Below are 20,630 nucleotides of genomic sequence, written 5' to 3'. Positions count from 1 at the left end.
AAGCGCGGGTGCAAAAAACCCCGGGCATGAGCCCGGGGCTTGCGGCTGGGACTGGCCCAGGCTTGAGCGTCAGCCGCAGCACCGGCTGGCCGGGACTTACTTCTTCTTGGCCGGGGCAGCAGCGGCAGCGCGCGCCTTGTCAACGGCGGCGTACAGCTCGTTGACCAGCGGCTCGCCGATCTGCTTGGTGTACTTGTCGACCACCGGCTGGGCCTTTTCCTTGATCTTGGCGCGGTCGGCGGCCGGCAGCTCGTTGATCTGCATGCCCTTGGCCTTCAGTTCGGCGATACCGGCGGCATTGCGCTCGCGCGAGATCTTGCGCTGGTAGTCGCGCGCCTCGTCAGCGGCGTCCTGCAGCAGCTTCTTCTCCTCGGCGCTGAAGCCGTCCCAGATCTTCTTGCTGTAGATCACCGACTGCGGGTTGTACATGTGGCCGGTCAGCGAGAAGTACTTCTGCACCTCGTACAGCTTGGCACTGGTCATGTTGATGACCGGCTGGGTGCCGCCATCGACCGCACCCTGCTCAAGCGCGCCGTAGAGCTCGGGGTAAGGCAGCGGCACCGGGTTGGCGCCCATGGCGCGCATGAAGTCGACGTAGATCGGGGTCTCGATGACGCGGATCTTCAGGCCCTGCAGGTCCTCGAGCTTGGCGATCGGGCGCTTGCTGTTGTGGAAATGGCGAAAGCCCAGTTCCCAGTAGGACAGGCCGACCAGGCCCTTGGACTCGAGCATGGCGTGCAGTTTCTTGCCGAAGGCGCCATCGACTACGGTGTAGGCTTCCTGCTCGTTGGCAAAGACGAAGGGGAAGTCGTAGAGGGCCATTTCCTTGACGACGCCAGCCAGCAGGCTGGAGTTCATGACGCACAGGTCGATCGTGCCGCCCTGCATTGCGGAAACCACCGCAGTGTCCTTGCCGAGCGCGCCGCCACCGAAGACGTTGACCTTGATCTTGCCGCCGCTCTTGGCCTTGACGATGTCGGCGAACTTGATGGCGGCATCGTACTGGGCGCTGCCGGCGCTGTTCTGCATCGCGAACTTGAGCGTGCGCTCCTTGACCTGGGCGAAGGCCGAGCCGCTGAAGGCGACGGCGGCGACCGTGGCGACGGCGGCCGCCAGGAATTGGCGCTTGAACTGTTGCATCTGTCTATGTCCTGATGATTGGAAAACTAGGGAAGCCCCACCACTGCCAACCAGCAGGCTGGATGACAGCGGCCTGGTCAGCCTTCGATTCGATGACTGGACTTTAGGTTTAAGCCGCTGACTTGAGGCCATGCGGCCTGCACATGAAGCTCGATCAACGAACACCCACGATCGATGAACGTTCAGTCATAGGGTTAGTCCTAGTATGCCCGAGGCCCAGCGGCCGTCTGACCGGGACGCGCCTGGCCCAGATTCAGTTCAGCAGACAGGCGCTGAAAAGTTCAGGCTGGCCCATGAAAAAGCCCGCGCTGCCAGGCAGTCGCGGGCCATGCAGTCCCGCAGCCGCGGGAACTGTGCTGCAGCCAGTCTCAGGGCCTGGCGATACCCAGCTCGGCCGGGTTCTTCTTGGCCACGCCAGCGCCCTGGTAGAGCCAGGCGGTGGTCGACTGCCAGCGCTGGATGAACTGCTCGGCGCCAGCACCGCTGAGGTTCAGGATCGTGGTGCCGCGGTTGGCCATGAACTCGCGGTACTTGGGCGTCTCGGCGGCCTTCTTGAAGGCCGCGACCAGCTTGGCCTTGACGTCGTCCGGCGTCTCCTTGCGCACGAACACGCCATACCAGGAGCCCCAGGGCAGGTACTTGGTGATGTTGCGCACCGACGGTGCATCGGTCATCGGCGGGATGCCCTGGTAGGGCTTGTCGCTCAGCACGCCGAGCGCCTTCAGGCGGCCGGCCTTGATGTGCTCGATCACGGCACCCGAGGCAATGAAGCCGATGTCGGCATGGCCGCCTTGCAGCGCCGCGATCGCCGGACCATCGCCGTCGAACGGAATCCGGATCGTGTCGAACTTGGTCAGGCTGCCGATCATGGCGTTGACGGTGAAGGGCACGGTGCCGGGACCGGCGGTGTACTGCTTGACCTTGTTCGGGTTGGCCTGGACATGGCTCAGCAGGTCCTGCATCGTGTTCCACGGTGCATCGGCGCGCGCCACCAGCAACACGGTATTGGCGATGGCGGCGATGTTGATCGGGTAGAACTTGTCGTAGTCGAAATCGGCCGTGCCCATGACGCGGAACAGCGACTGCGGCTCGGCGCCCATCAGCAGGGTGTAGCCGTCGGCCGGTTGCTGCAGCACGAAGTTGGCGCCGATGGCACCGGACGCGCCAGGCTTGTTCTGCAGCACGATCTTCTTGCCCAGTGCCTCTTCGGCGTAAGGCGCATAGGCACGCATTGCCACGTCGGTGCCGCCGCCAGCACCCCACTGGATCACGGCGGTGACATCGCGCGCCGGGTAGGCCTGGGCGAAGGCGTTGGCGCCGATGCTGGCGGCGGCCACGGCTACCAGGGCTGCGCCCAGGAGCTGTCGTTTATGGTTTTGCATGGTTGTCTCCTGACGGGGTGGTTTTGCTGTTTGGCAGCAGTTTTACTGGAATGCCATTCCAGTTGAGATTCTATGCAGCGGCTACGGTTCAGTCTATGGATGAAAACCCGAACCTGCCGGCCCAGTCGCTGCGGAAAAAAGCCCGGGACAGGGCCCGGGCTCCGAGGCTGATCAGCTGCGGCGCAGCAGCTTCTTCCACCACTGGGTCTGGCTGACCACGGTGAAGACCACGGCGGCCAGGATGATGGCCGACAGCGGGGTGGTGAAGAACTCGGTCACGAACAGGCCGACGTCGTTGCCGGTCGACATCATGGCCTGCCGGTAGCTGCGGTCCATCATCGGGCCCAGGATCATGCCCAGGATGACCGGGCCGACCTGGAAGCCGTACATCTTCAGCAAATAGCCCAGCAAGCCGAAGCCCAGCATCCAGTAGACATCGACCGGGTTGTTGTTGATGGCATAGGCGCCCACGGCGGACAGCACCAGGATCAGCGGCAGCAGCACCGGCTTGGGGGTCTCGACGATCTTGGCGAAGATCTTGATGCCGGTCAGGCCGAACACCAGCAGGAAGATATTGGCCAGGCAGAGCGAGCCGACGATGAACCAGAACAGGTGCGGGGTCTCGATCATCAGCATCGGGCCCGGCTTGAGACCGTGGATGTAGAGCGCGCCGATGATGACGGCGGTCACCGCATCGCCCGGAATGCCCAGCGTCAGCATCGGCACATAGGCACCGCCGACGGCCGCGTTGTTGGCCGACTCGGGCGCCACCAGGCCCTCGTAAGCGCCTTCACCGAAGGGACGCGACGGGTTCTTGACCGTGCGCTTGGCATGGTCGTAGGCCATCAGGGCCGCGATGTCGCCACCGGCACCCGGCAGCGCACCGACCACCACGCCGATAGTGGAGGTGCGGGTCGCCAGGCCCAGGTGCTTGCGCACCAGGCTCCAGGACGGGATGATCTTGCTGACGTTCTGCTTGACCGCCTTGAGCTTGAGCTCGTGCACCTGCGCGATCACCTCGGCGACGCCGAAGAAGCCGATCATGGCCGCGATGTAGGAGATGCCGGCCGACAGCTGCAGGCTGCCGAAGGTCAGGCGCTGCTCGCCCGTCATCGGGTCGAGACCGACACAGGCAATCAGCGCGCCGAGCGCGCCCGAGAAGATGCCCTTGGACAGCGACTCGCCCGACAGGCTGCCCACCAGCAGCAGGCCCCACATGGCCAGCAGCAGGTATTCGCGCGGACCGAACTTGAGCGCCAGCTCCGAAACGGCCGGGGCCGCGACGGCCAGGGCCAGGATGCCGATGAAGCCGCCATAGACCGAGACCACCGTGGTCAGGCCGATGGCCTGGCCTGCCTCGCCGCGCTTGGCCAGCGGGAAGCCGTCCAGGCCGGTGGCGATGGCCGACGGCGCACCCGGGATGTTTAGCAGGATCGCGCTGCGCGAGCCGCCGTAGACGCCACCCAGGTAGATGCCCGAGATCAGCGCCAGCGCGTGGTTGACGTCCCACTTGAAGGTGAACGAGACCAGGATCGACACCGCCATCGTGACCGACAGGCCAGGGATCGCGCCGATATAGATGCCCGCGAAGGTGCCCGCTGCGGTCAGCAGCAGCATCATCGGATCGAGCCAGGACATCAGGAAATAGCCCAGGATTTCGGTCATTTGAGGAACTCCGGCAGATAGGGACCGACCAGGCTACCCGCAGGCAGCACGACCGAGAAAGCGGTCTGGAACACGACAAAGATCGCGGCCAGCACCACGGCGCTCACCAGCAGGTTGAGGCCGATGCGCTTGCTGCCCAGCACCTGCATCGACAGCAGCAGGAACAGGTAGGAGCCGAGCAGGAAGCCCAGGATCTCGAGCGTCAGCGCATAGGCCACGATCAACACCGTGAACAACACCAGCTGCAGCGGCGCGAGCTTGCGCACGAAATGCTGGAAAAAGGTCTCGCCTTCGAGCTGAAGCCGGGCCTTGGCGGTGCTGACCAGGCTCATCAGGCCCGTGATCAGCAGCAAGGCGGCGCAGAGCATCGGGAAGACGCCAGGCGACGAGATCGATTCGAACTGGGAAATGCCGTAGGCAGTCCAAAGCATGAAGGCGCTGAATGCCACGGCCAGGACCATGAAGGTCAACTCGCCGGGCAGCCGCGGATGGCTGGTGTGCATGAAATATGTCTCCTCTTGTAAGCCAGAGAACTGGCAGGCTGGGGGTACTGCGTTGACAAGATGCCCGGGACCGGCCGACAACGGATGTCAGGCCGGTCCCAGGTCAGGCCAGACTCAGGGCTTGGCGATGCCCAGCTCGGCCGGGTTCTTCTTGGCCACGCCAGCGCCCTGGTAGAGCCAGGCCGTGGTCGACTGCCATTTCTTGATGAACTTCTCGGCTTCGGCGCCGCTGAGGTTCAGGATCGTGGTGCCACGGTTGGCCATGAACTCACGGTACTTGGGCGTCTCGGCGGCCTTCTTGAAGGCCGCGACCAGCTTGGCCTTGACCTCGTCAGGGGCTTCCTTGCGCACGAACACGCCATACCAGGCACCCCAGGGCAGGTACTTGGTGATGTTGCGCACCGACGGCGCATCGGTCATCGGCGGAATGCCCTGGTAGGGCTTGTCGCTCAGCACGCCGAGTGCCTTCAGACGGCCGGCCTTGATGTGCTCGATCACGGCACCCGAGGCAATGAAGCCGATGTCGGCATGGCCGCCTTGCAGCGCCGCGATCGCCGGACCGTCACCGTCGAACGGAATCCGGATCGTGTCGAACTTGGTCAGGCTGCCGATCATGGCGTTGACGGTGAAGGGCACCGAACCAGGGCCGGAGGTGTACTGCTTGACCTTGTTCGGGTTGGCCTGGACATGGCTCAGCAGGTCCTGCATCGTGTTCCACGGTGCATCGGCGCGCGCCACCAGCAACACGGTGTTGGCAATGGCGGCGATGTTGATCGGGTAGAACTTGTCGTAGTCGAAATCGGCCGTGCCCATGACGCGGAACAGCGACTGCGGCTCGGCGCCCATCAACAGGGTGTAGCCGTCGGCCGGCTGCTGCAGCACGAAGTTGGCACCGATGGCACCGGACGCGCCGGGCTTGTTCTGCAACACGATCTTCTTGCCGAGTGCCTCTTCGGCATAGGGCGCGTAGGCACGCATTGCCACGTCGGTGCCGCCACCAGCACCCCACTGGATCACGGCCGTGATGTCACGCGCCGGGTAGGCCTGGGCAAAGGCGTTGGCGCCGACGCTGGCGGCGGCCACGGCTACCAGGGCTGCACCCAGGATCTGTCGTTTGTGGTGTTGCATCTGCTGTCTCCTGTCAAGATAAAAAGGTTGAAGAGCTGGGGGGCTGCAGGTGGTGCACTCTATGCCCGTTTGCGGCCAGTGGGCCCACCTGAGCACCCTTGCGATGTTCGTCAATCGACAACTTCCGAACGATCATCGATCAAAGCAAGGGTAATCACGGGGTAAGCGTCAGGCTCGCGCACGCGCCAGCGCGTCGCGGGTCGCGATATAGGCAAACACCAGGCCCGGGCCGATCGTGATGCCCGGCGCGGTGTAGACGCCGCCCATGATCGAATGCTGGTCGTTGCCGACCGCGTACAGGCCGGCGACCGGCTGCTGGTCGGCGCCCAGCACGCGCGCGCTGGCATCGGTGGCAAAGCCGGTGCAGGCCCCGATGTCTCCCGGATAGAGCTTGACCGCGTAGTACGGGCCTTGCCGCAGCGGCCCCAGGTTGGGGTTCTTGCCGCCGGCACTGGCGTCGCCGATGTTCTGCGAATAGGCGGTCGAGCCGCGGCCGAAGTCCGGATCGATGCCGGTCCGGGCGTAGGCGTTGATCTTCTCGACGCTGGACTTGAGGCCCTGGGCGTTGATGCCGAGCCGGGCCGCCAGTTCGTCCAGGGTCGCGCCCTGGGTCAGGTAGCCGTCATCGAGGAAGGTCTTGAGCAGGCCGGCGCTGGCACCGGGGCGCACCATGCCGACGCCGTAGCGCTGCAGCGCGGCGCTGTCGCAGACCAGGTAGGCCGGAATGCTGGGGCTTTGCTGGTGCGCCGCCTGCATGCCGAGGCCGAACAGGTGATAGGAGGTGCTTTCGTTGAGGAAGCGCTCGCCGGCCTGGTTCACGGTCAGGAAGCCGGGCTTGGCGCGGTCCATCACGAAATGCGGGAACACCGCGGTGCTGCCGTCCGGGCGCTGGCGCCGCGACACCGGAGCCCAGAACGAGTTGGACAAGGCGCCCTGGCCGTAATGCGCGCCCAGGCTGGCTGCCAGCTCATGGGCCTGGCCGGTATGGCCCGGCGCAGCCGGACACCAGTCGAGCGGGATGCCGGGCAGCAGCCTGGCGCGCAGTTCCGGGTTGCGGTTGAAGCCGCCGCTGGCCAGCACCACCCCACCGCGCACCTTGACCGTGCGGCGCTGGCCGTTCTGCAGCAGCGTCACGCGGTCAACGGCCTGGCCGGTCTGGCCAACCTGGGCGTTCTGGTGGATATGCTCGACCGTGGTGTTGAGCGCCAGCGTGACCTTGTCGTGCTTCGAGAGCGAATACAGCAGGCGCGCCGTCAGGGCGTTGCCCATCACCAGGCGGGTGCCGCGGCTGTGGCTGAGGCGGTCCTTCAGGTGGCGCAGGATGATGCGGGCCGAATGCTTGAACGAGGCCAGCGACTTCGTCATGGCCAGCAGGTGGTTGATGTCGGTGCGGTCGACCATCATGCCGCCGAGCACGGTGAACTCGGGGATCGGCGGACGGATCAGCGGGAACAGGTCGCCGAGCAGGCGGCCGTCGAAGGGCAGCGGCTCGAGCGCGCGCCCGCTCAGGGTCGAGCCGCCGAGGTCGGAGATATAGTCCGGGTGCTTCGGGTAGGGACGGTAGCGCAGCTCGCTGTGGGCCTCGATCTGCTCGACTGCGGCCTTGCCATGGTCGAGAAAGGCCTGGCGCAGTGCTGGATCGCTGCGCTCGCCGATGGCATTGTCGAGGTAGCGCTTGGCCTCGGCCAGGTTGTCCTGCGGATTGACCTTGGCCGCATGGTGGCTGCCCGGCACCCAGGTGGTGCCGGCCGACCAGGCGGTGGTGCCGCCGACATGTTCGGTGCTTTCGACCAGCAGCACCTTGGCGCCGTCGATCGCGGCGTAGAGCGCGGCCGACATGCCGGCGCCGCCAGCGCCGATCACGACCAGGTCGTAGCTGTCCTGCTCCGGGATCGCTTGCAGGTTCTGGCTCAGGACTTGCATTTATTGCTCCAGCAGGAAGGCCACCATCAGGTCGCGCACCCGGGCGAACATGTCGGCGCCGATCAGGGTGTTGCAACCCAGCTCGCGCGCGGCCTGGATCATGGGCGGCACGGCCGGCGCGGTGATCACGCAGCCGACGAACATCTCGGGCGTGAAGCGGCTTGAGTCGATCGGGTGCGGATCGCCCTCCTTCATGCCGATCGGGGTGGCATTGAGCGCGATGTCGTAGCCGCTCGGGTCGGGGCTGCCCGCCACCACCGGGCACAGGCCCAGGCTGCCCAGGCGCTGCACCAGGCTGTCGCGCCGGTTCAGGTCCGGGTCGTGGATCGCGAGCTGGCTGACGCCGCCGGTGACCAGCGAATAGGCGATCGCCGAGCCGGCACCACCGGCACCGACCAGCAGCGCGCGCTTGCCTTCGAGCGTCACCCCCTTGCTGCGCATGGCCTCGACATAGCCCACGCCGTCGAACATGTCGCCATGCCAACGGCCGTCGGCGTTGCGACGCAGGACGTTGCAAGCCCCCAGGAAGGCGGCACGGTCGGAGCTGGTGTCGCACAGCGCCTGATAGGCGAACTTGTGCGGCACGGTCACGATGATGCCGTCGACGTTGCCGGCCAGCGAGACACCGGCATGCCAGCCTGCCAGATTGGCCGGCGTCACATGGGCCGGGATGCAGATGGCGTTGTGGCCGGCATCGTTGAAGGCCTGGGTCACGCCAGCCGGGGATTTCACCTGGGCGATCGGGTCGCCGACGATGAAATGCACTCGCGTCGCACCATTGAGAAGCTGGGTCATGTCTGTCTCTGCCAAAGAGGGAAGTTAACGTTTGAGGCCGATCATACATAAAAGTGGAATATCGTTCAATTATTGAATATGTCTCAATTTTTGAATACACTCGCAAATCAGAACTCAAGCAAAACCCCATGACCCAAGCAACCCGACTGGCTGTGATTGGCGCCGGCGCCATCGGCCGCACCCACATCGATCGACTGCAGCGCAGCCCGACGCTGGAGCTGGTCGGCATTGCCGACCCGACGCCGGCTGGCGAGGCGCTGGCACGCAGCCTGGACCTGCCCTGGTTCGCGGATCACCGCAGCCTGCTCGAACAGCTCAAGCCGCAGGGCGCGATCGTGGCCACGCCCAATGCCAGCCATATCCCGGTCGCGCTGGACTGCCTGGAGCGCGGCGTCGCGGCCCTGGTGGAAAAGCCGGTCGCCGACAGCGTGGCCGAAGCCCAGCTGCTGGTCGATGCGCAGGCCCGCAGCGGCGTGCCGGTGCTGGTCGGCCACCACCGCCGCCACAACCCGATCAACCGCCGGGCGCGCGACATCATCCAGGGCGGTCAGCTCGGCCAGCTGGTGACGGCCAACGTGATGGCGACCTTCCTGAAACCCGATGCCTACTTCGACGTTGCCTGGCGCCGGGTGGCCGGCGGCGGCCCGGTCCTGATCAACCTGATCCACGAGATCGACATGCTGCGCTTCCTGGTCGGCGAGATCGTCTCGGTGCAGGCGATGGACAGCCGCGCCGTGCGCGGCTTCGAGGTCGAGGACAGCGCGGCCGCCGTGCTGCGCTTTGCCAACGGCGCGATCGGCACCGTGGTGCTGTCGGACGCGACCGCCTCGCCCTGGAGCTGGGACTTCAGCGCTGGCGAACAGGGGCAATACCCGCGCCAGCAAGTGCAGTCACACTTCATTGCCGGCACCCAGGGTTCGCTGTCGCTGCCCGATCTGGCACTGTGGCACTACCGCGGCGAGCGCAGCTGGCATGCCGAGCTGACGCGCGAGCAGACCATGGTGCACCTGGCCGACCCCTACCAGCGCCAGCTGGAGCATTTCGCCGGCGTGATCGAGGGCCGCGAGCACTCGCTGTGCAGCGCGCTCGACGGCCTGCGCACGCTGCAAGCCACGCTGGCAGTGCACGAGGCGGCGGTCTCGGGCCAGGCCATCGCCTGTACGCTAGCCTCCTGACTGAAAACAGGAGAAACAAGCATGAACGGCGTACTCGAACGAACCCTGGGCATTCTGGAGCTGCTGGCCCAGCATGGTGAAGGCATGGAACTCGGCGCCATCGCCGACCAGCTCAACATCCCGCGCAGCGCGGTGCACCGCCTGCTGGCCGACCTGGTGCGACTGGGCTATGTGCGCCAGACGCGCGGCCATGGTGACTATCTGCTGACGACCAAGCTGGTCTCGATGGGCCTGAGCTATCTGGGCAACAGCGGCATCATCGACATCGCCCAGCCGCTGCTGAACCGGCTGGCCGAGATCTCGGGCGAACTGGTGCGGCTGTCGGTGGTCGACGGCGAGCGCCTGACCTGGGTCGCCCGGGCCCAGGGCGCACGCCAGGGCCTGCGCTACGACCCCGACATGGGCAGCGATGCGCGGCTCTCATGCTCGTCCTCGGGCTGGGCCTGGCTGTCGACCATGAGCGATGACGAGGCGCTGGCCCTGGTGGCGCGCCAGGGCATAGGCCAGCCGGAGCATTTCGGCCCGGCGGCGCCGGCCACGCTGCCGGCCGTGCTCGAAGCGCTGCATGTCACGCGCGCCCAAGGCTACAGCATCACGATCGAAACCTATACCGCCGGCCTGAGCGCGATGTCGGCGCCGGTGCGCTTCGCCGGCCAGCCGGCTTTCGGCGTGGTCACGATCGCCGGCCCGACCGTGCGCTTCACGCCCGAGCGCATGCAGGCGCTGCTGCCCGAGCTGCTGAGCACCACGGCCCAGCTGGCGGCGACCAGCGGCGCCTCGCCCTTCTTCACCCTGACCGCCGAGACCGGTGCCAGCGACGGCGCGGCCGGCCGCAAGCCGATCTACGCGCTCTGACGCCACCTCACCCCGCATGTCCTACGCTGCCCCCCAACACGCTACCGAGTGCGACCTGCTGGTCGTGGGTTCGGGCGCCGGTGCCCTGTCGGCGGCCGTCACTGCGGCCGAACTGGGCCTGCGGGTGATCGTGGCCGAGAAAGATCCGCAGTTCGGCGGCACCACGGCCTGGTCGGGCGGCTGGATGTGGATTCCGCGCAATCCGCTGGCGCGGCAGGCCGGCATCGTCGAGGACATTGACCAACCGCTGTCCTACCTGCGCCATGAGCTCGGTGACAAGTTCGACGAGTCGCGCGCACGCGCCTTCCTCGAGAACGGTCCGCGCATGGTCGAGTTCTTCCAGCGCAGGACCGCGCTGCAGTTCATCGACGGCAATGTGATCCCGGATTTTCACGGCCGCACGCCCGATGCGGCAACCGGCGGGCGCTCGATCTGCGCCGCGCCGTTCGATGCGGCCCAGCTCGGCGCGCGACTGCACGAGCTCAAACCACCGCTCCACGAGACCACGCTCTGGGGCATGGGCATCGCCTCGGGCGCCGAGCTGCGCCATTTCCTCAACGCCAGCTCCAAGCCGGCCTCGTTCTGGCATGTGACCAAGCTGGTGCTGCGCCACGGCAAGGATCTGCTGCTCAAGGGGCGCGGCACCCGATCCGTCAACGGCAACGCGCTGGTGGCGGCACTGGCCAAGTCGGCCTTCGACCGCGGCGTCGAGATCCGCGTCAACAGCCCGGCCAGGCGCCTGCTGCGGGCAGCCGGTCGCGTGACCGGCGCCGTGCTGCAGACGCCCGACGGCGAGGTGACGATCCACGCCCGGCGCGGCGTGCTGCTGGCCACCGGCGGCTTCCCGCACGACCCGGCGCGCAAGGCGCAGCTGCTGCCGCATGCCCCGACCGGGCAGGAACATTGGTCGGCCGCCAACCGTGGCAATAGCGGCGACGGCCTGCGCCTGGGCGAAAGCGCCAGCGGCCGGGTGGCCGACGACCTGGTACAAGCCGCCGCGTTGGCGCCGGTGTCGCTGGTGCCGCGCGCCGACGGCAGCGTGGCGCATTTCCCGCACCTGATCGAACGCGCCAAGCCCGGACTGATCGCGGTCACCGCGCGCGGCCAGCGCTTCACCAACGAGGCCGACAGCTACCACGACTTCATGCAGGGCCTGCTGGCCGCCACGCCCCAAGGCGAAAAACCCGAGGCCTGGCTGGTGGTGGACCATGCCTTCATCCGCTACTACGGCCTGGGCGCGGTCAAGCCCTTCCCGCTGCCGCTGGGGCCCTGGCTCAAGAACGGCTACCTCAAGCGCGGCCGGACCCTGGCCGAACTGGCGCAGGCCTGCGGCATCAAGGCCGCGGCACTGCAGGCCACGGTCGAGCGCTACAACGCCATGGCCTTGCAGGGCCGGGACCAGGACTTCGCCAAGGGCGAGACGCCCTACAACCGGATCCAGGGTGACGCGATCCGGACCCAGGCTGCCGGCCTCAAGAATCCCTGCATGGGGCCGCTGGCACAGGGTCCGTTCTATGCCGTCAAGGTGGTCATGGGCAGCCTGGGCACCTTCGCCGGCCTCAAGGTCAACGACCAGGCCCAGGTGCTCGACGCCCAGGGCCAGCCGATTGCCGGCCTCTACGCCGGCGGCAACGACCTCAGCAGCATGATGAGCGGGCATTACCCGAGCGGCGGCATCACGCTCGGGCCGGCCATGACCTTCGGCTTCATCGCCGCCCACCATGCCGCCGGCGTCGATCCGGCCACACAGGCCGGCTAAGGCACTGACGCACCGGCTCGAACGCCCTCTTCCTTCCTTTTTCCCGCTTCAACAGGACTTCCATGTATTACGAACTCGCGACCATGACCCTGCCGTTCGGCACCGCTGGCGCCGCCGCTGCCAACGTCCAGGCCTTCGCCACTGCCGCTGAAGCCAAGGGCGAGCTGCTGGGCTGCTGGTTCACCGACATCGGCGTGCTGAACCAGATGATCGTGCTGCGCGGCTTCGCCAACGAGCAGGACCTGCTGGCCGAGCGCGAGCGCACCCAGCACAGCGCCAGCCCGTTTGGCTGCGGCGAGATCTTCCAGAGCCTGGAGCAGCACAGCTACAAGGGCTTCCCGTGGATGAAGCCGGTGCGCCCGAGCGCCGAGAGCGGCATCAGCGGCCCGGTCTACGAGATCCGCACCTACGGCATCAAGCCGGGCGGCGTCCAGCCCACCATCGACCTGTGGCAGCAATATGTGCCGCCGCGCGAGGCGCTGTCGCCCTGCGTGGTCGCGATGGTCGCGCTCGACGGCCCGCTGCGCTTCACCAACATCTGGTCCTACCCGACGCTCGACGCCCGCAGCAAGGCGCGCGCCGACGCAGTGGCACAGGGCATCTGGCCGCCCAAGGGCGGCCCGGCCCACCTGACCACCGCCATGGTCTCGACCATCGCCCTGCCCACCGCCGTTTCGCCGCTGAAGTAAGCCGCTGGAGTCGAACATGTCGCGTACCTATTCGCTCGCCTACCTGAACTCGCACCGCTGCAGCCCGCCCGAAGCCCTTCGGGTCGCGGCCCAGGCCGGCTATGCCTATGTCGGCCTGCGCCTGTGGCCCAACGCGGCCGGCGCGCCGCAGCAGTTCCTGCTCGGCCAGCCCGAGGTGCTGCGCGAAACGCTGGCGGTCCAGCGCGATACCGGCGTCGGCGTGTTCGACCTCGAGATCATCCGGCTCGATGCCGACTTCGACCCGCAGCGCTGGCAGGCGCTCTACGAAGCCGGCGCGGCGCTGCAGGCCAAGGCGATCCTGGTCGCCGGCGACGACACCGACGAGGCGCGCCTGACCGCCAACTACGCCCGCCTGTGCGAGGTCATGGCCCCCTACGGCATGAGCGCCGACCTCGAGTTCATGCCCTGGACCGCGGTGCCCGACGCCAGATCCGCGCTGCGCATCGTCAATAACGCCGGCCAGCCGGCCAATGCCGGCATCCTGGTCGACGCGCTGCATTTCGGCCGCTCGGGCACGACGCTGGACGACATCCGCGCCATCCCGCGCTCTTTATTGCACTACGCCCAGATCTGCGACGCGCAGGCGGGGCGCGAGTTCACGACCGAGCAGATGATCCATACCGCGCGCTGCGAACGCCTGCTGCCCGGCGACGGCAACATCGACCTGCAGGGCCTGTTCGATGCCCTGCCGGCCGATCTGCCGATCAGCGTCGAAGTGGTCAACTTCGAGCGCGAAAAGACCGCCAACCCGGCCGAATGGGCCGCGATCTGCCTGGCGGCCAGCCGCCCCTTCGTCGAGCGCTGAAGCCATGTTCGTCCGTTCAGAAATCCTGTCGCGCCTGCCCTTCTTCTTTGGTGCGCGCTGGTTCAGCAGCGCCTGAGCCCGGGCATCAGCCGCCTTGATCCAACCGCATTGAACCCCGGGTGGCGATTCGCCCCCATGACTTGAAAACAGGAGCACCCCATGGACTTTTCCCTGAACGACGAACAGAAAATGATGATCGACACCATCCGTCGCTTCATCGCCGAAGACCTCAAGCCGCTGGAAAACGAGGTCGAGGAAAAAGGCTATCTCGAACCTGAAAAGGCCGCCGCGATCCACGCCAAGGGCAAGGAACTCGGCCTGTACGCGCTCAACATGCCGGCCGAACTCGGCGGCGGTGGCCTGTCGAACATGGACCGCATCCTGTGCGAGGAGCAGTTCGGCCACACCACCGACATCCTGGTCCGGCGCGCCTTCGGCAACGTCTACGAGCCGCTGCTGCACTGCAAGGGCGAGCAGGTCGAGCGCTGGCTCAAGCCCGCGATCGAGGGCAAGCGCACCTGCGCGATCACGATCACCGAATCCGGCGCCGGCTCCGACGCCGCCGGCATCAAGACCCACGCCAAGCGCAACGAGCAAGGCCAGTGGGTGCTCAACGGCTCCAAGCATTTCATCAGCGACGGCGAGTGGAGCGACTTCTTCCTGGTCTCGGCCAAGACCGGCGAGAAGGAGATCTCGATGTTCATGGTCGACAAGGGCCTGCCCGGCTTCACGGTCGGCAAGGACCAGAAGATGATGGGCCTGCGCGGCACGCCGCACCTGGAACTGTTCTTCGACAACGTGGTGCTGGAAGACGCCACGCTGCTGGGCGAGCAGGGCCAGGGCTTCAAGCTCGCGATGGGCGCGCTCAACGTGGTGCGTCTGGCCCAGGTCGGCGCACGCGCGGTCGGCAAGGCGACCCATGTCTGCGAAATGATGCTGGACTACGCCAATGACCGCAAGCAGTTCAACACCCGCATCGGCGACTTCCAGATGGTGCAGCAGATGCTGGCCGACAGCGTGATCGAGATCAATGCCGCGCGTTGGATGGTGTATCAGGCGGCCTGGATGCTGGACCAGGGTCTGGACGCGCGCGAGCAGATCGCGATGGTCAAGGTGCACGCGGCCGAGACCCTGGGCCGGGTGGTGGACCGTGCGGTGCAGGTGTTCGGCGGCATGGGCTTCTGCAAGGAGCTGTCGATCGAGCGCTACTACCGCGACGCGCGCATCTACCGCATCTACGACGGCACCAGCGAGATTCACCGTGGCGTGATCGCCAAGAGCGCGCTCAAGAAGGGTGCGGCGCTGTTCGACGTCAACCGCTGATTCTTGAATGCTGCGGCTGTAGCACTGGCTGCACGCCGGGAATGAGGGATCAGGGGCCGGGAGTCGGGGACAAGGCGACCTCCTCATGCTGGTGCATTGGCCGCAAGCCGGGATCAGGGCAGCCTCCTTATACGGGTGCACTGGCCGCAAGCCAGGGGCAGGGCGGCCTCCTCATACTGGGGTACCAGAAATCGTCGGCCGCCCTACCCCTGGCTTGCTACGACTGGGTGAACTGGCTAACAAGTAGGTACGGGAGCTGGGCGAGCAGACTGGTCCGTTTTTCGAATTCGGATGCATCGCTCTTGCGTCGGGCATGGGGTGGGGGCCACGGCCGATTTCTGGTACCCCAGTATGAGGTCGTGGCCCCCACCCCGTGCCCGACGCCGCCCAAACCTCACGCGCCAGCCAGAGCACAGCACAGCACAGCACAGCACAGCCTATCCGCAATCGGTAGCAGCGACTCAATTCGCGAATGGAGACAAAAATGGACAAATTCATGACAGCCGCCCAGGCGGCCGAGCTGATCTGTGACGGCGACACCGTGGGCCTGATGGGCGGCGGTGGCGGCCTGATGGAAGCCACCCACATGTTCGAGGCAGTGCAGGCGCGCTTCCTCGCCACGCAAAGCCCGCGCCAGCTGACCATGCTGCACGCGCTGGGCATCGGCGACAAGAAGACCAAGGGCATGAACTGCTTCGCGCACGAAGGCCTGGTCAAGCGCGTGATCGGCGGCCACTGGGTCTGGTCGCCCGCGATGCAACAACTCGCGCTCGACAACAAGATCGAGGCCTACATCCTGCCCGGCGGCGTCTCCAGCCAGCTGATGCGCGAGATCGGCGCCGGTCGCCCCGGCCTGATCACCCACGTCGGCCTGGGCACCGTCTGCGACCCGCGCCACGGCGGCGGCAAGATGAACGATGCCGCCCAGGAAGACCTGGCCGAGGTGATCCAGATGGACGGCCGCGAGTGGCTGCGCTACAAGCCGTTCCCGATCCATGTCGCGATCGTGCGCGCCAGCGCCGCCGACGCGGAAGGCAACATCAGCTTCGAGCATGAAGCCGCCAACCTCGACGCCCAGTCGCTGGCATTGGCCGCGCGCAACAGCGGCGGCAAGGTGATCGTCCAGGTCAAGGAGCGCGTGGCCACGGGCTCGTTCAAGGCGCGCGAGGTCCGGATTCCAGCCGCCTGGGTCGACGCGATCGTGGTCGACCCCGACCAGCAGACCAGCTACGCGATTCCGTTCGATCCGGCCTTCAGCGGCGAGCTGACCGGCGAACCTCGGCGCCAGTCCGAAGCCGCCGACCACGCAGCCGAAGTCGCCGCTGCCGCCGAAGCCTTTGGCGAGCGCCAGGCGGTCGCACGCCGCGCCGCGGTCGAACTGTTCAACAGCGGCAAGGCACGCCCGGTCATCAACTACGGCGTCGGCGTGCCCGACGCGGTGGCCAAGCTGATCGCGGCGCGCAACGAACAGCACCGCATCTACCAGACCATCGAGCACGGCACCTACGGCGGCACGCTGATGGACGGCCCCCTGTTCGGCTACGCCCGCAACGCGCACGCCATGCTCGACGCGGCGACGCAGTTCGACTTCTACGGCGGCGGCGGGCTCGACATCGCCTTCCTGGGCTTTGGCGAATTCGACGAAGAAGGCAGCGTCAACGTCTCGCGCCTGGGCGGCATCACGGTCGGCCCCGGCGGCTTCATCGACATCGCGCAGAACGCACGCAAGGTGGTGTTCTGCGGCACGCTGGCGGCCAAGGGCGTCAAGCTCGCGACCGGTGACGGCCAGATGCGGGTGCTGCAGCAAGGCGGCGTCAAGAAGCTGGTCAAGCAGGTCGACCAGATCACCTTCAGCGGTCCACAAGGCCTGGTGCGCAAGCAAGAGGTGCTGTACCTGACCGAGCGCGCCAGCTTCCGCCTGACGCCCGAAGGCGTCGAGCTGTTCGAACTCGCCCCCGGCATCGACCTGCAGCGCGACGTGCTGGACCAGATGGAGTTCCAGCCGCGCATCGCTGCCGACCTCAAGGTCATGGCCGCCGAGTTCTTCAACGCGGCGCTCTGATCGGGCGACGACCCCCTTGCAGGAGCGACGCCTCATGGACAAGCACTCCCCGACCCGGGTCCACGCGCTGGTCACCGGTGCCACCGGTGGCATCGGTCGCGGCATCTGCCTGGCGCTGATCGAGCAGGCCAGGCGCGACGGCCAGGCCATCCATGTCTCGGCGGCGGCCTCGCAGCCGGGTGATCGGCTCGAGCGCCTGCTCGACGAGCTGCGCGCGGCCGGCGCAAGCGCGACCGGCATCAGTGGCGACATCACCGATCCGGCCCAATGCGCAGCGCTGGTCGCGCAAGCCCAGGCCGATGGCGGCGACCTGACGGCACTGGTCTGCAACGCCGGGGCATCTGGCCCGGGCCAGCTGGCCGATCTGCCGGTCGCGCAGTGGGACCTGACCTTCAACCTCAACACCCGCTCAGCCTGGCTGATGGCGCAGGCGGCGCGCGAGCCGCTGGCACGTACGCGCGGCAGCATCACCGCGATCGCGTCGATGTCGGGCCTGCATCCGCACCCGGGCTACGGCGCCTATTCGGCGGCCAAGGCGGCGCTGATCATGCTGTGCCGCCAGCTGGCGCAGGAATGGGCCGCCGATGGCATCCGCGTCAACACGGTCTGCCCCGGCATGACGCGCACGCCGCTGACCGAAGCGGTCTACCAGGACGCCGAAACGCTGGCACGGCGCGAGGCCCTGGTGCCGCTGGGCCGCATCGGCCGGCCCGAGGACGTGGGCGCTGCCGTGGCCTACCTGAGCAGCGCCAGCGCGGCCTATGTCACGGGCCAGAACCTGGTGGTGGACGGCGGCGTGGCCGACCACATGCTGGCCATGATCCCGGGTCGCCCGGGCAAGCCGGCGCAGTTCTGAGCAAGGCGGCCTGGCAACAGGCCGCTTCAGGTCAGGCTGGCGGCTCGCTCACGACCGCCGGCAAACCACCGGCTCGTCCCGGTCATCGCTGCCGGCCAGGTTGATCTGGAAACTGTTGAGCGCGGCGTCGAACTCGGTCAGGTCGATCTGGCAGCCAAGGCGCCCCTGCGCGAACTGCGGCGCCAGCGCCTGTTGCACGACCTCGAACAACGCATGCAGCACGCGCTGGCGCACCGCCAGCTCGCGCCCCGGCCCGATCCGCACATTGACCAGCAGGAAGCCGTTGCCCGGATCGCCGTTGCCGACCTGGTACTGCGCCACCGGCTGCGCGAAGGTGCGCACGCCCCAGACCGGAAAGACCCCGGTCTCGATGGCAGCCTGGTGCAGCTGGCGCACCAGCTGGCTGTCCTGGACCGCCTGCTCCAGGTTGGCGGTGTAGTCGATGCGGATATGGGGCATGCCGATCCTTGGGGTTTATCAGTCGCCCGGCACGGTCCAGCCCGGCATCGCGCAGGCCTTGATCAGCCGCGTTTCCTGCGCCGTGATCAGGTGGCCCGAAGCCGCCAGGTAGGCCGGGAAGTCCGGATGCGTGTCGCGCGCGTGGCAGCGGCGCTCGTAGTCGGCCAGGTCATCGTAGGCCCACAGATGGACGAACTGGTTCTGCGGCCCGACCAGGCTGGTGTAGAAGCCGACCGGATGGCCCAGCGTCTGCAGCAGCACCGGCATCGCCAGGCGGTTGAACACCTCAAGGAACTCGGGCATCTTGCGCAGCGCGATGGTGTAGATCCGGTGATCGACCAGCGGCTTGCCTGCCGGCACCAGCAGCGCGCTCATGCCCGGGCTCCGGCCAGGTCGGCGATGTGGTTGGCCGTCACGAAACCGAAGGTCATGTTCGGGCCGTGGGTGATGCCGGCGCCGGGGTAGTTGCCGCCCATCATGCTGGCGCGGTCGTTGCCCACCGCATACAGGCCGTCGATCTTGCTGCCGTCGCGCTTGAGCACCTCGCCGACCACGCTGGTCTTGATGCCGTCGAAGGTGCCCAGATCGCCCATGACGACCTTGACCGCATAGAACGGACCGGTCTGCACCGGCGCCACGCAGGGGTTGGGCTGGTTGGCCGGATCGGCCAGATAGCGGTTGAAGCTGGTCGTGCCGCGGCCGAACTGGTTGTCCTGTCCCTTGACCGCGCCGACGTTGTAGTCGCGCACGGTCTTTTCCAGCGCGGCGGCATTGATGCCGGTCTTTTGCGCCAGCTCGGCCAGCGTCTTGCCCTCGATCAGATAGCCGTTCTTGATGAAGCGGCCGATCGGCATCGGTGCCGGCTTGACATAGCCCAGGCCGTACTTGCCCAGCGCGGTCTTGTCGCAGATCAGCCACATCGCCGTTTCCTGCTGGCCCTTGCAGGCCGCCACCATGGCGGCGCCGACATCGTGGTAGGAATTCGATTCGTTGGTGAAGCGCTTGCCGTTCTTCAGCACGCCGATGATGCCGGGCTTGTAGCGGTCCAGCAGGTGCGGGAAGACGCCGATCTCGCCGTTGCCGAAATCGACCTTGGTGACCGGCATCCAGGCCGAAGTCTCCTTGAAGCGGATGTCGACCACCGCGCCGGCGGCCTCGGCCATGTTGACGCCGTCGCCGGTATTGCTCTTGGGCGTGGGCGACAGATGCTCGCCACCACGCGCCAGGTGCGGATAGGCCTGCGCAATGCGCTTGACATCATGCGGGAAGCCGCCAGCGGCCAGCACCACGCCATGGCGCGCGCGGATGCGGCGTTCACCGCCCTCGCCCCCAGCAAGCACGCCAATCGCCTTGCCGTCCTCGATCAGGACCTGCTTGGCCGGCGTGCCGGTCAGGATCGGGATGCCGAGGTCCAGCGCCGACTTGGCCAGCCGCGCAGCCAGCGCGTTGCCGCTGGTCACGTTGATGGCGCGCCGATACAGCGCCAGCTCCTTGAGGTGGTTCGCCAGCCGCTTGGCGACATAGACGAACGAGGTCAGCGACTTGGTGACATTGAAGAAATGCTTGAGATCGGCATTCGACGAGTTGAACATCATGCCGATGAAGGTGATGGTCTTGAGCGGCAGCTTCAGCCGCGCCATGTCCTGGCCCAGGCCGCGGATGTCGTAGGGCGCGGCCAGGATCGAGCGGCCGATCTCGGCGCCGCCCGGCAGGTCCGGGTGGTAGTCGGGATAGAGCGTCGGGATGAACTTCATCTCGGTCTCGCGCTCGAAGAACTCCACCATCCGAGGGCCGTTCTCGATGAAGGCGTTGACCGTGGCCTCGTCGTAGAACGATCCGGTCTCCTCCATCATGTAGCGGCGCACGGCGTCGGCGGTATCGGCCGGATTCTGCTTGCGGCCATGCGGGTTCATCGGAATCCAGAGCACCCCGCCCGACAGCGCGGTGGTGCCGCCAAAGACCGGCTCCTTCTCCAGCACGATCACGTCGAGACCGCGCTTCTTGGCGGTGATGGCGGTGGCCAGGCCGGCAGCGCCGGAGCCGACGACGATCAGATCACATTCGGTAGCGTTTGACATTGCGTTCTCCAG

General features: G+C 66.9%; 18 protein-coding genes. 8 read left to right on the top strand and 10 right to left on the bottom strand.

Annotation, left to right across the window (positions count from 1 at the left end):
* Positions 1-96: 96 nt before the first annotated feature.
* The 7 genes from C6P61_RS04950 to C6P61_RS04920 all read right to left on the bottom strand — a co-directional run bounded on the left by C6P61_RS04950 (position 97) and on the right by C6P61_RS04920 (position 8,536).
* Positions 97-1,140, bottom strand: coding sequence for a TRAP transporter substrate-binding protein (locus C6P61_RS04950; RefSeq protein WP_105728819.1), 1,044 nt, complete (start codon positions 1,138-1,140; stop codon positions 97-99).
* Between the two features lie 368 nt (positions 1,141-1,508).
* Complete coding sequence (locus tag C6P61_RS04945) at positions 1,509-2,522, bottom strand: tripartite tricarboxylate transporter substrate binding protein (RefSeq protein ID WP_105728818.1); 1,014 nt, start codon at positions 2,520-2,522, stop codon at positions 1,509-1,511.
* A 171-nt stretch (positions 2,523-2,693) separates the two neighbouring features.
* Positions 2,694-4,187 carry a tripartite tricarboxylate transporter permease gene (locus C6P61_RS04940; RefSeq protein ID WP_105728817.1) on the bottom strand — a complete coding sequence of 498 codons (1,494 nt, stop codon included), beginning with the start codon at positions 4,185-4,187 and terminating at the stop codon, positions 2,694-2,696.
* The gene (locus tag C6P61_RS04935; protein ID WP_105728816.1) at positions 4,184-4,690 is read right to left on the bottom strand and encodes a tripartite tricarboxylate transporter TctB family protein; all 507 of its coding nucleotides are present in this window, start codon (positions 4,688-4,690) and stop codon (positions 4,184-4,186) included. Before C6P61_RS04935 ends, C6P61_RS04940 begins: the two co-directional genes overlap by 4 nt.
* 114 nt (positions 4,691-4,804) lie before the next feature.
* Positions 4,805-5,818, bottom strand: coding sequence for a tripartite tricarboxylate transporter substrate binding protein (locus tag C6P61_RS04930; RefSeq protein ID WP_105728815.1), 1,014 nt, complete (start codon positions 5,816-5,818; stop codon positions 4,805-4,807).
* Positions 5,819-5,986: 168 nt separating this feature from the next.
* Entirely contained in the window at positions 5,987-7,741 is a 1,755-nt protein-coding gene (locus tag C6P61_RS04925; protein ID WP_105728814.1) for an FAD-dependent oxidoreductase, read from the bottom strand.
* Complete coding sequence (locus C6P61_RS04920; RefSeq protein ID WP_105728813.1) at positions 7,742-8,536, bottom strand: shikimate dehydrogenase family protein; 795 nt, start codon at positions 8,534-8,536, stop codon at positions 7,742-7,744. It lies immediately after the preceding gene.
* A gap of 128 nt (positions 8,537-8,664) precedes the next feature.
* On the opposite strand from C6P61_RS04920, the gene C6P61_RS04915 reads away from it, so the two are divergent.
* From C6P61_RS04915 to C6P61_RS04880, 8 genes are all read left to right on the top strand, one after another.
* Positions 8,665-9,711, top strand: coding sequence for a Gfo/Idh/MocA family protein (locus C6P61_RS04915; protein ID WP_105728812.1), 1,047 nt, complete (start codon positions 8,665-8,667; stop codon positions 9,709-9,711).
* A gap of 21 nt (positions 9,712-9,732) precedes the next feature.
* On the top strand, positions 9,733-10,566 hold the full coding sequence (locus C6P61_RS04910; RefSeq protein WP_105728811.1) for an IclR family transcriptional regulator: 834 nt from the start codon (positions 9,733-9,735) through the stop codon (positions 10,564-10,566).
* 16 nt (positions 10,567-10,582) lie between these two features.
* Entirely contained in the window at positions 10,583-12,325 is a 1,743-nt protein-coding gene (locus C6P61_RS04905; protein ID WP_105728810.1) for an FAD-dependent oxidoreductase, read from the top strand.
* A 62-nt stretch (positions 12,326-12,387) separates the two neighbouring features.
* Positions 12,388-13,014, top strand: coding sequence for an NIPSNAP family protein (locus tag C6P61_RS04900; RefSeq protein WP_105728809.1), 627 nt, complete (start codon positions 12,388-12,390; stop codon positions 13,012-13,014).
* A gap of 16 nt (positions 13,015-13,030) precedes the next feature.
* Positions 13,031-13,840, top strand: coding sequence for a sugar phosphate isomerase/epimerase family protein (locus tag C6P61_RS04895; protein WP_105728808.1), 810 nt, complete (start codon positions 13,031-13,033; stop codon positions 13,838-13,840).
* Between the two features lie 159 nt (positions 13,841-13,999).
* Positions 14,000-15,163: an acyl-CoA dehydrogenase family protein gene (locus C6P61_RS04890; protein ID WP_105728807.1), complete on the top strand. Its 1,164-nt coding sequence runs from the start codon at positions 14,000-14,002 to the stop codon at positions 15,161-15,163.
* A gap of 484 nt (positions 15,164-15,647) precedes the next feature.
* Entirely contained in the window at positions 15,648-17,225 is a 1,578-nt protein-coding gene (locus tag C6P61_RS04885) for an acyl CoA:acetate/3-ketoacid CoA transferase (RefSeq protein WP_105728806.1), read from the top strand.
* A gap of 34 nt (positions 17,226-17,259) precedes the next feature.
* Positions 17,260-18,081, top strand: coding sequence for an SDR family NAD(P)-dependent oxidoreductase (locus tag C6P61_RS04880; protein ID WP_105728805.1), 822 nt, complete (start codon positions 17,260-17,262; stop codon positions 18,079-18,081).
* 48 nt (positions 18,082-18,129) lie between these two features.
* Here C6P61_RS04880 and C6P61_RS04875 read toward each other — a convergent pair whose 3' ends face one another.
* From C6P61_RS04875 to C6P61_RS04865, 3 genes are read right to left on the bottom strand one after another with little or no spacing between them, the layout of a single operon-like run.
* Positions 18,130-18,540: a 5-carboxymethyl-2-hydroxymuconate Delta-isomerase gene (locus C6P61_RS04875; protein WP_105728804.1), complete on the bottom strand. Its 411-nt coding sequence runs from the start codon at positions 18,538-18,540 to the stop codon at positions 18,130-18,132.
* Positions 18,541-18,558: 18 nt separating this feature from the next.
* Positions 18,559-18,915, bottom strand: coding sequence for an NIPSNAP family protein (locus tag C6P61_RS04870; RefSeq protein ID WP_105728803.1), 357 nt, complete (start codon positions 18,913-18,915; stop codon positions 18,559-18,561).
* Complete coding sequence (locus C6P61_RS04865) at positions 18,912-20,618, bottom strand: FAD-dependent oxidoreductase (protein WP_105728802.1); 1,707 nt, start codon at positions 20,616-20,618, stop codon at positions 18,912-18,914. Before C6P61_RS04865 ends, C6P61_RS04870 begins: the two co-directional genes overlap by 4 nt.
* Positions 20,619-20,630: the final 12 nt, after the last annotated feature.

The organism is Malikia spinosa (genome assembly GCF_002980625.1).
Lineage (GTDB): Bacteria > Pseudomonadota > Gammaproteobacteria > Burkholderiales > Burkholderiaceae_C > Malikia > Malikia spinosa.
Note: the sequence above shows the minus strand (reverse complement) of the source record. Positions and strands in the feature narration are given on the sequence as shown.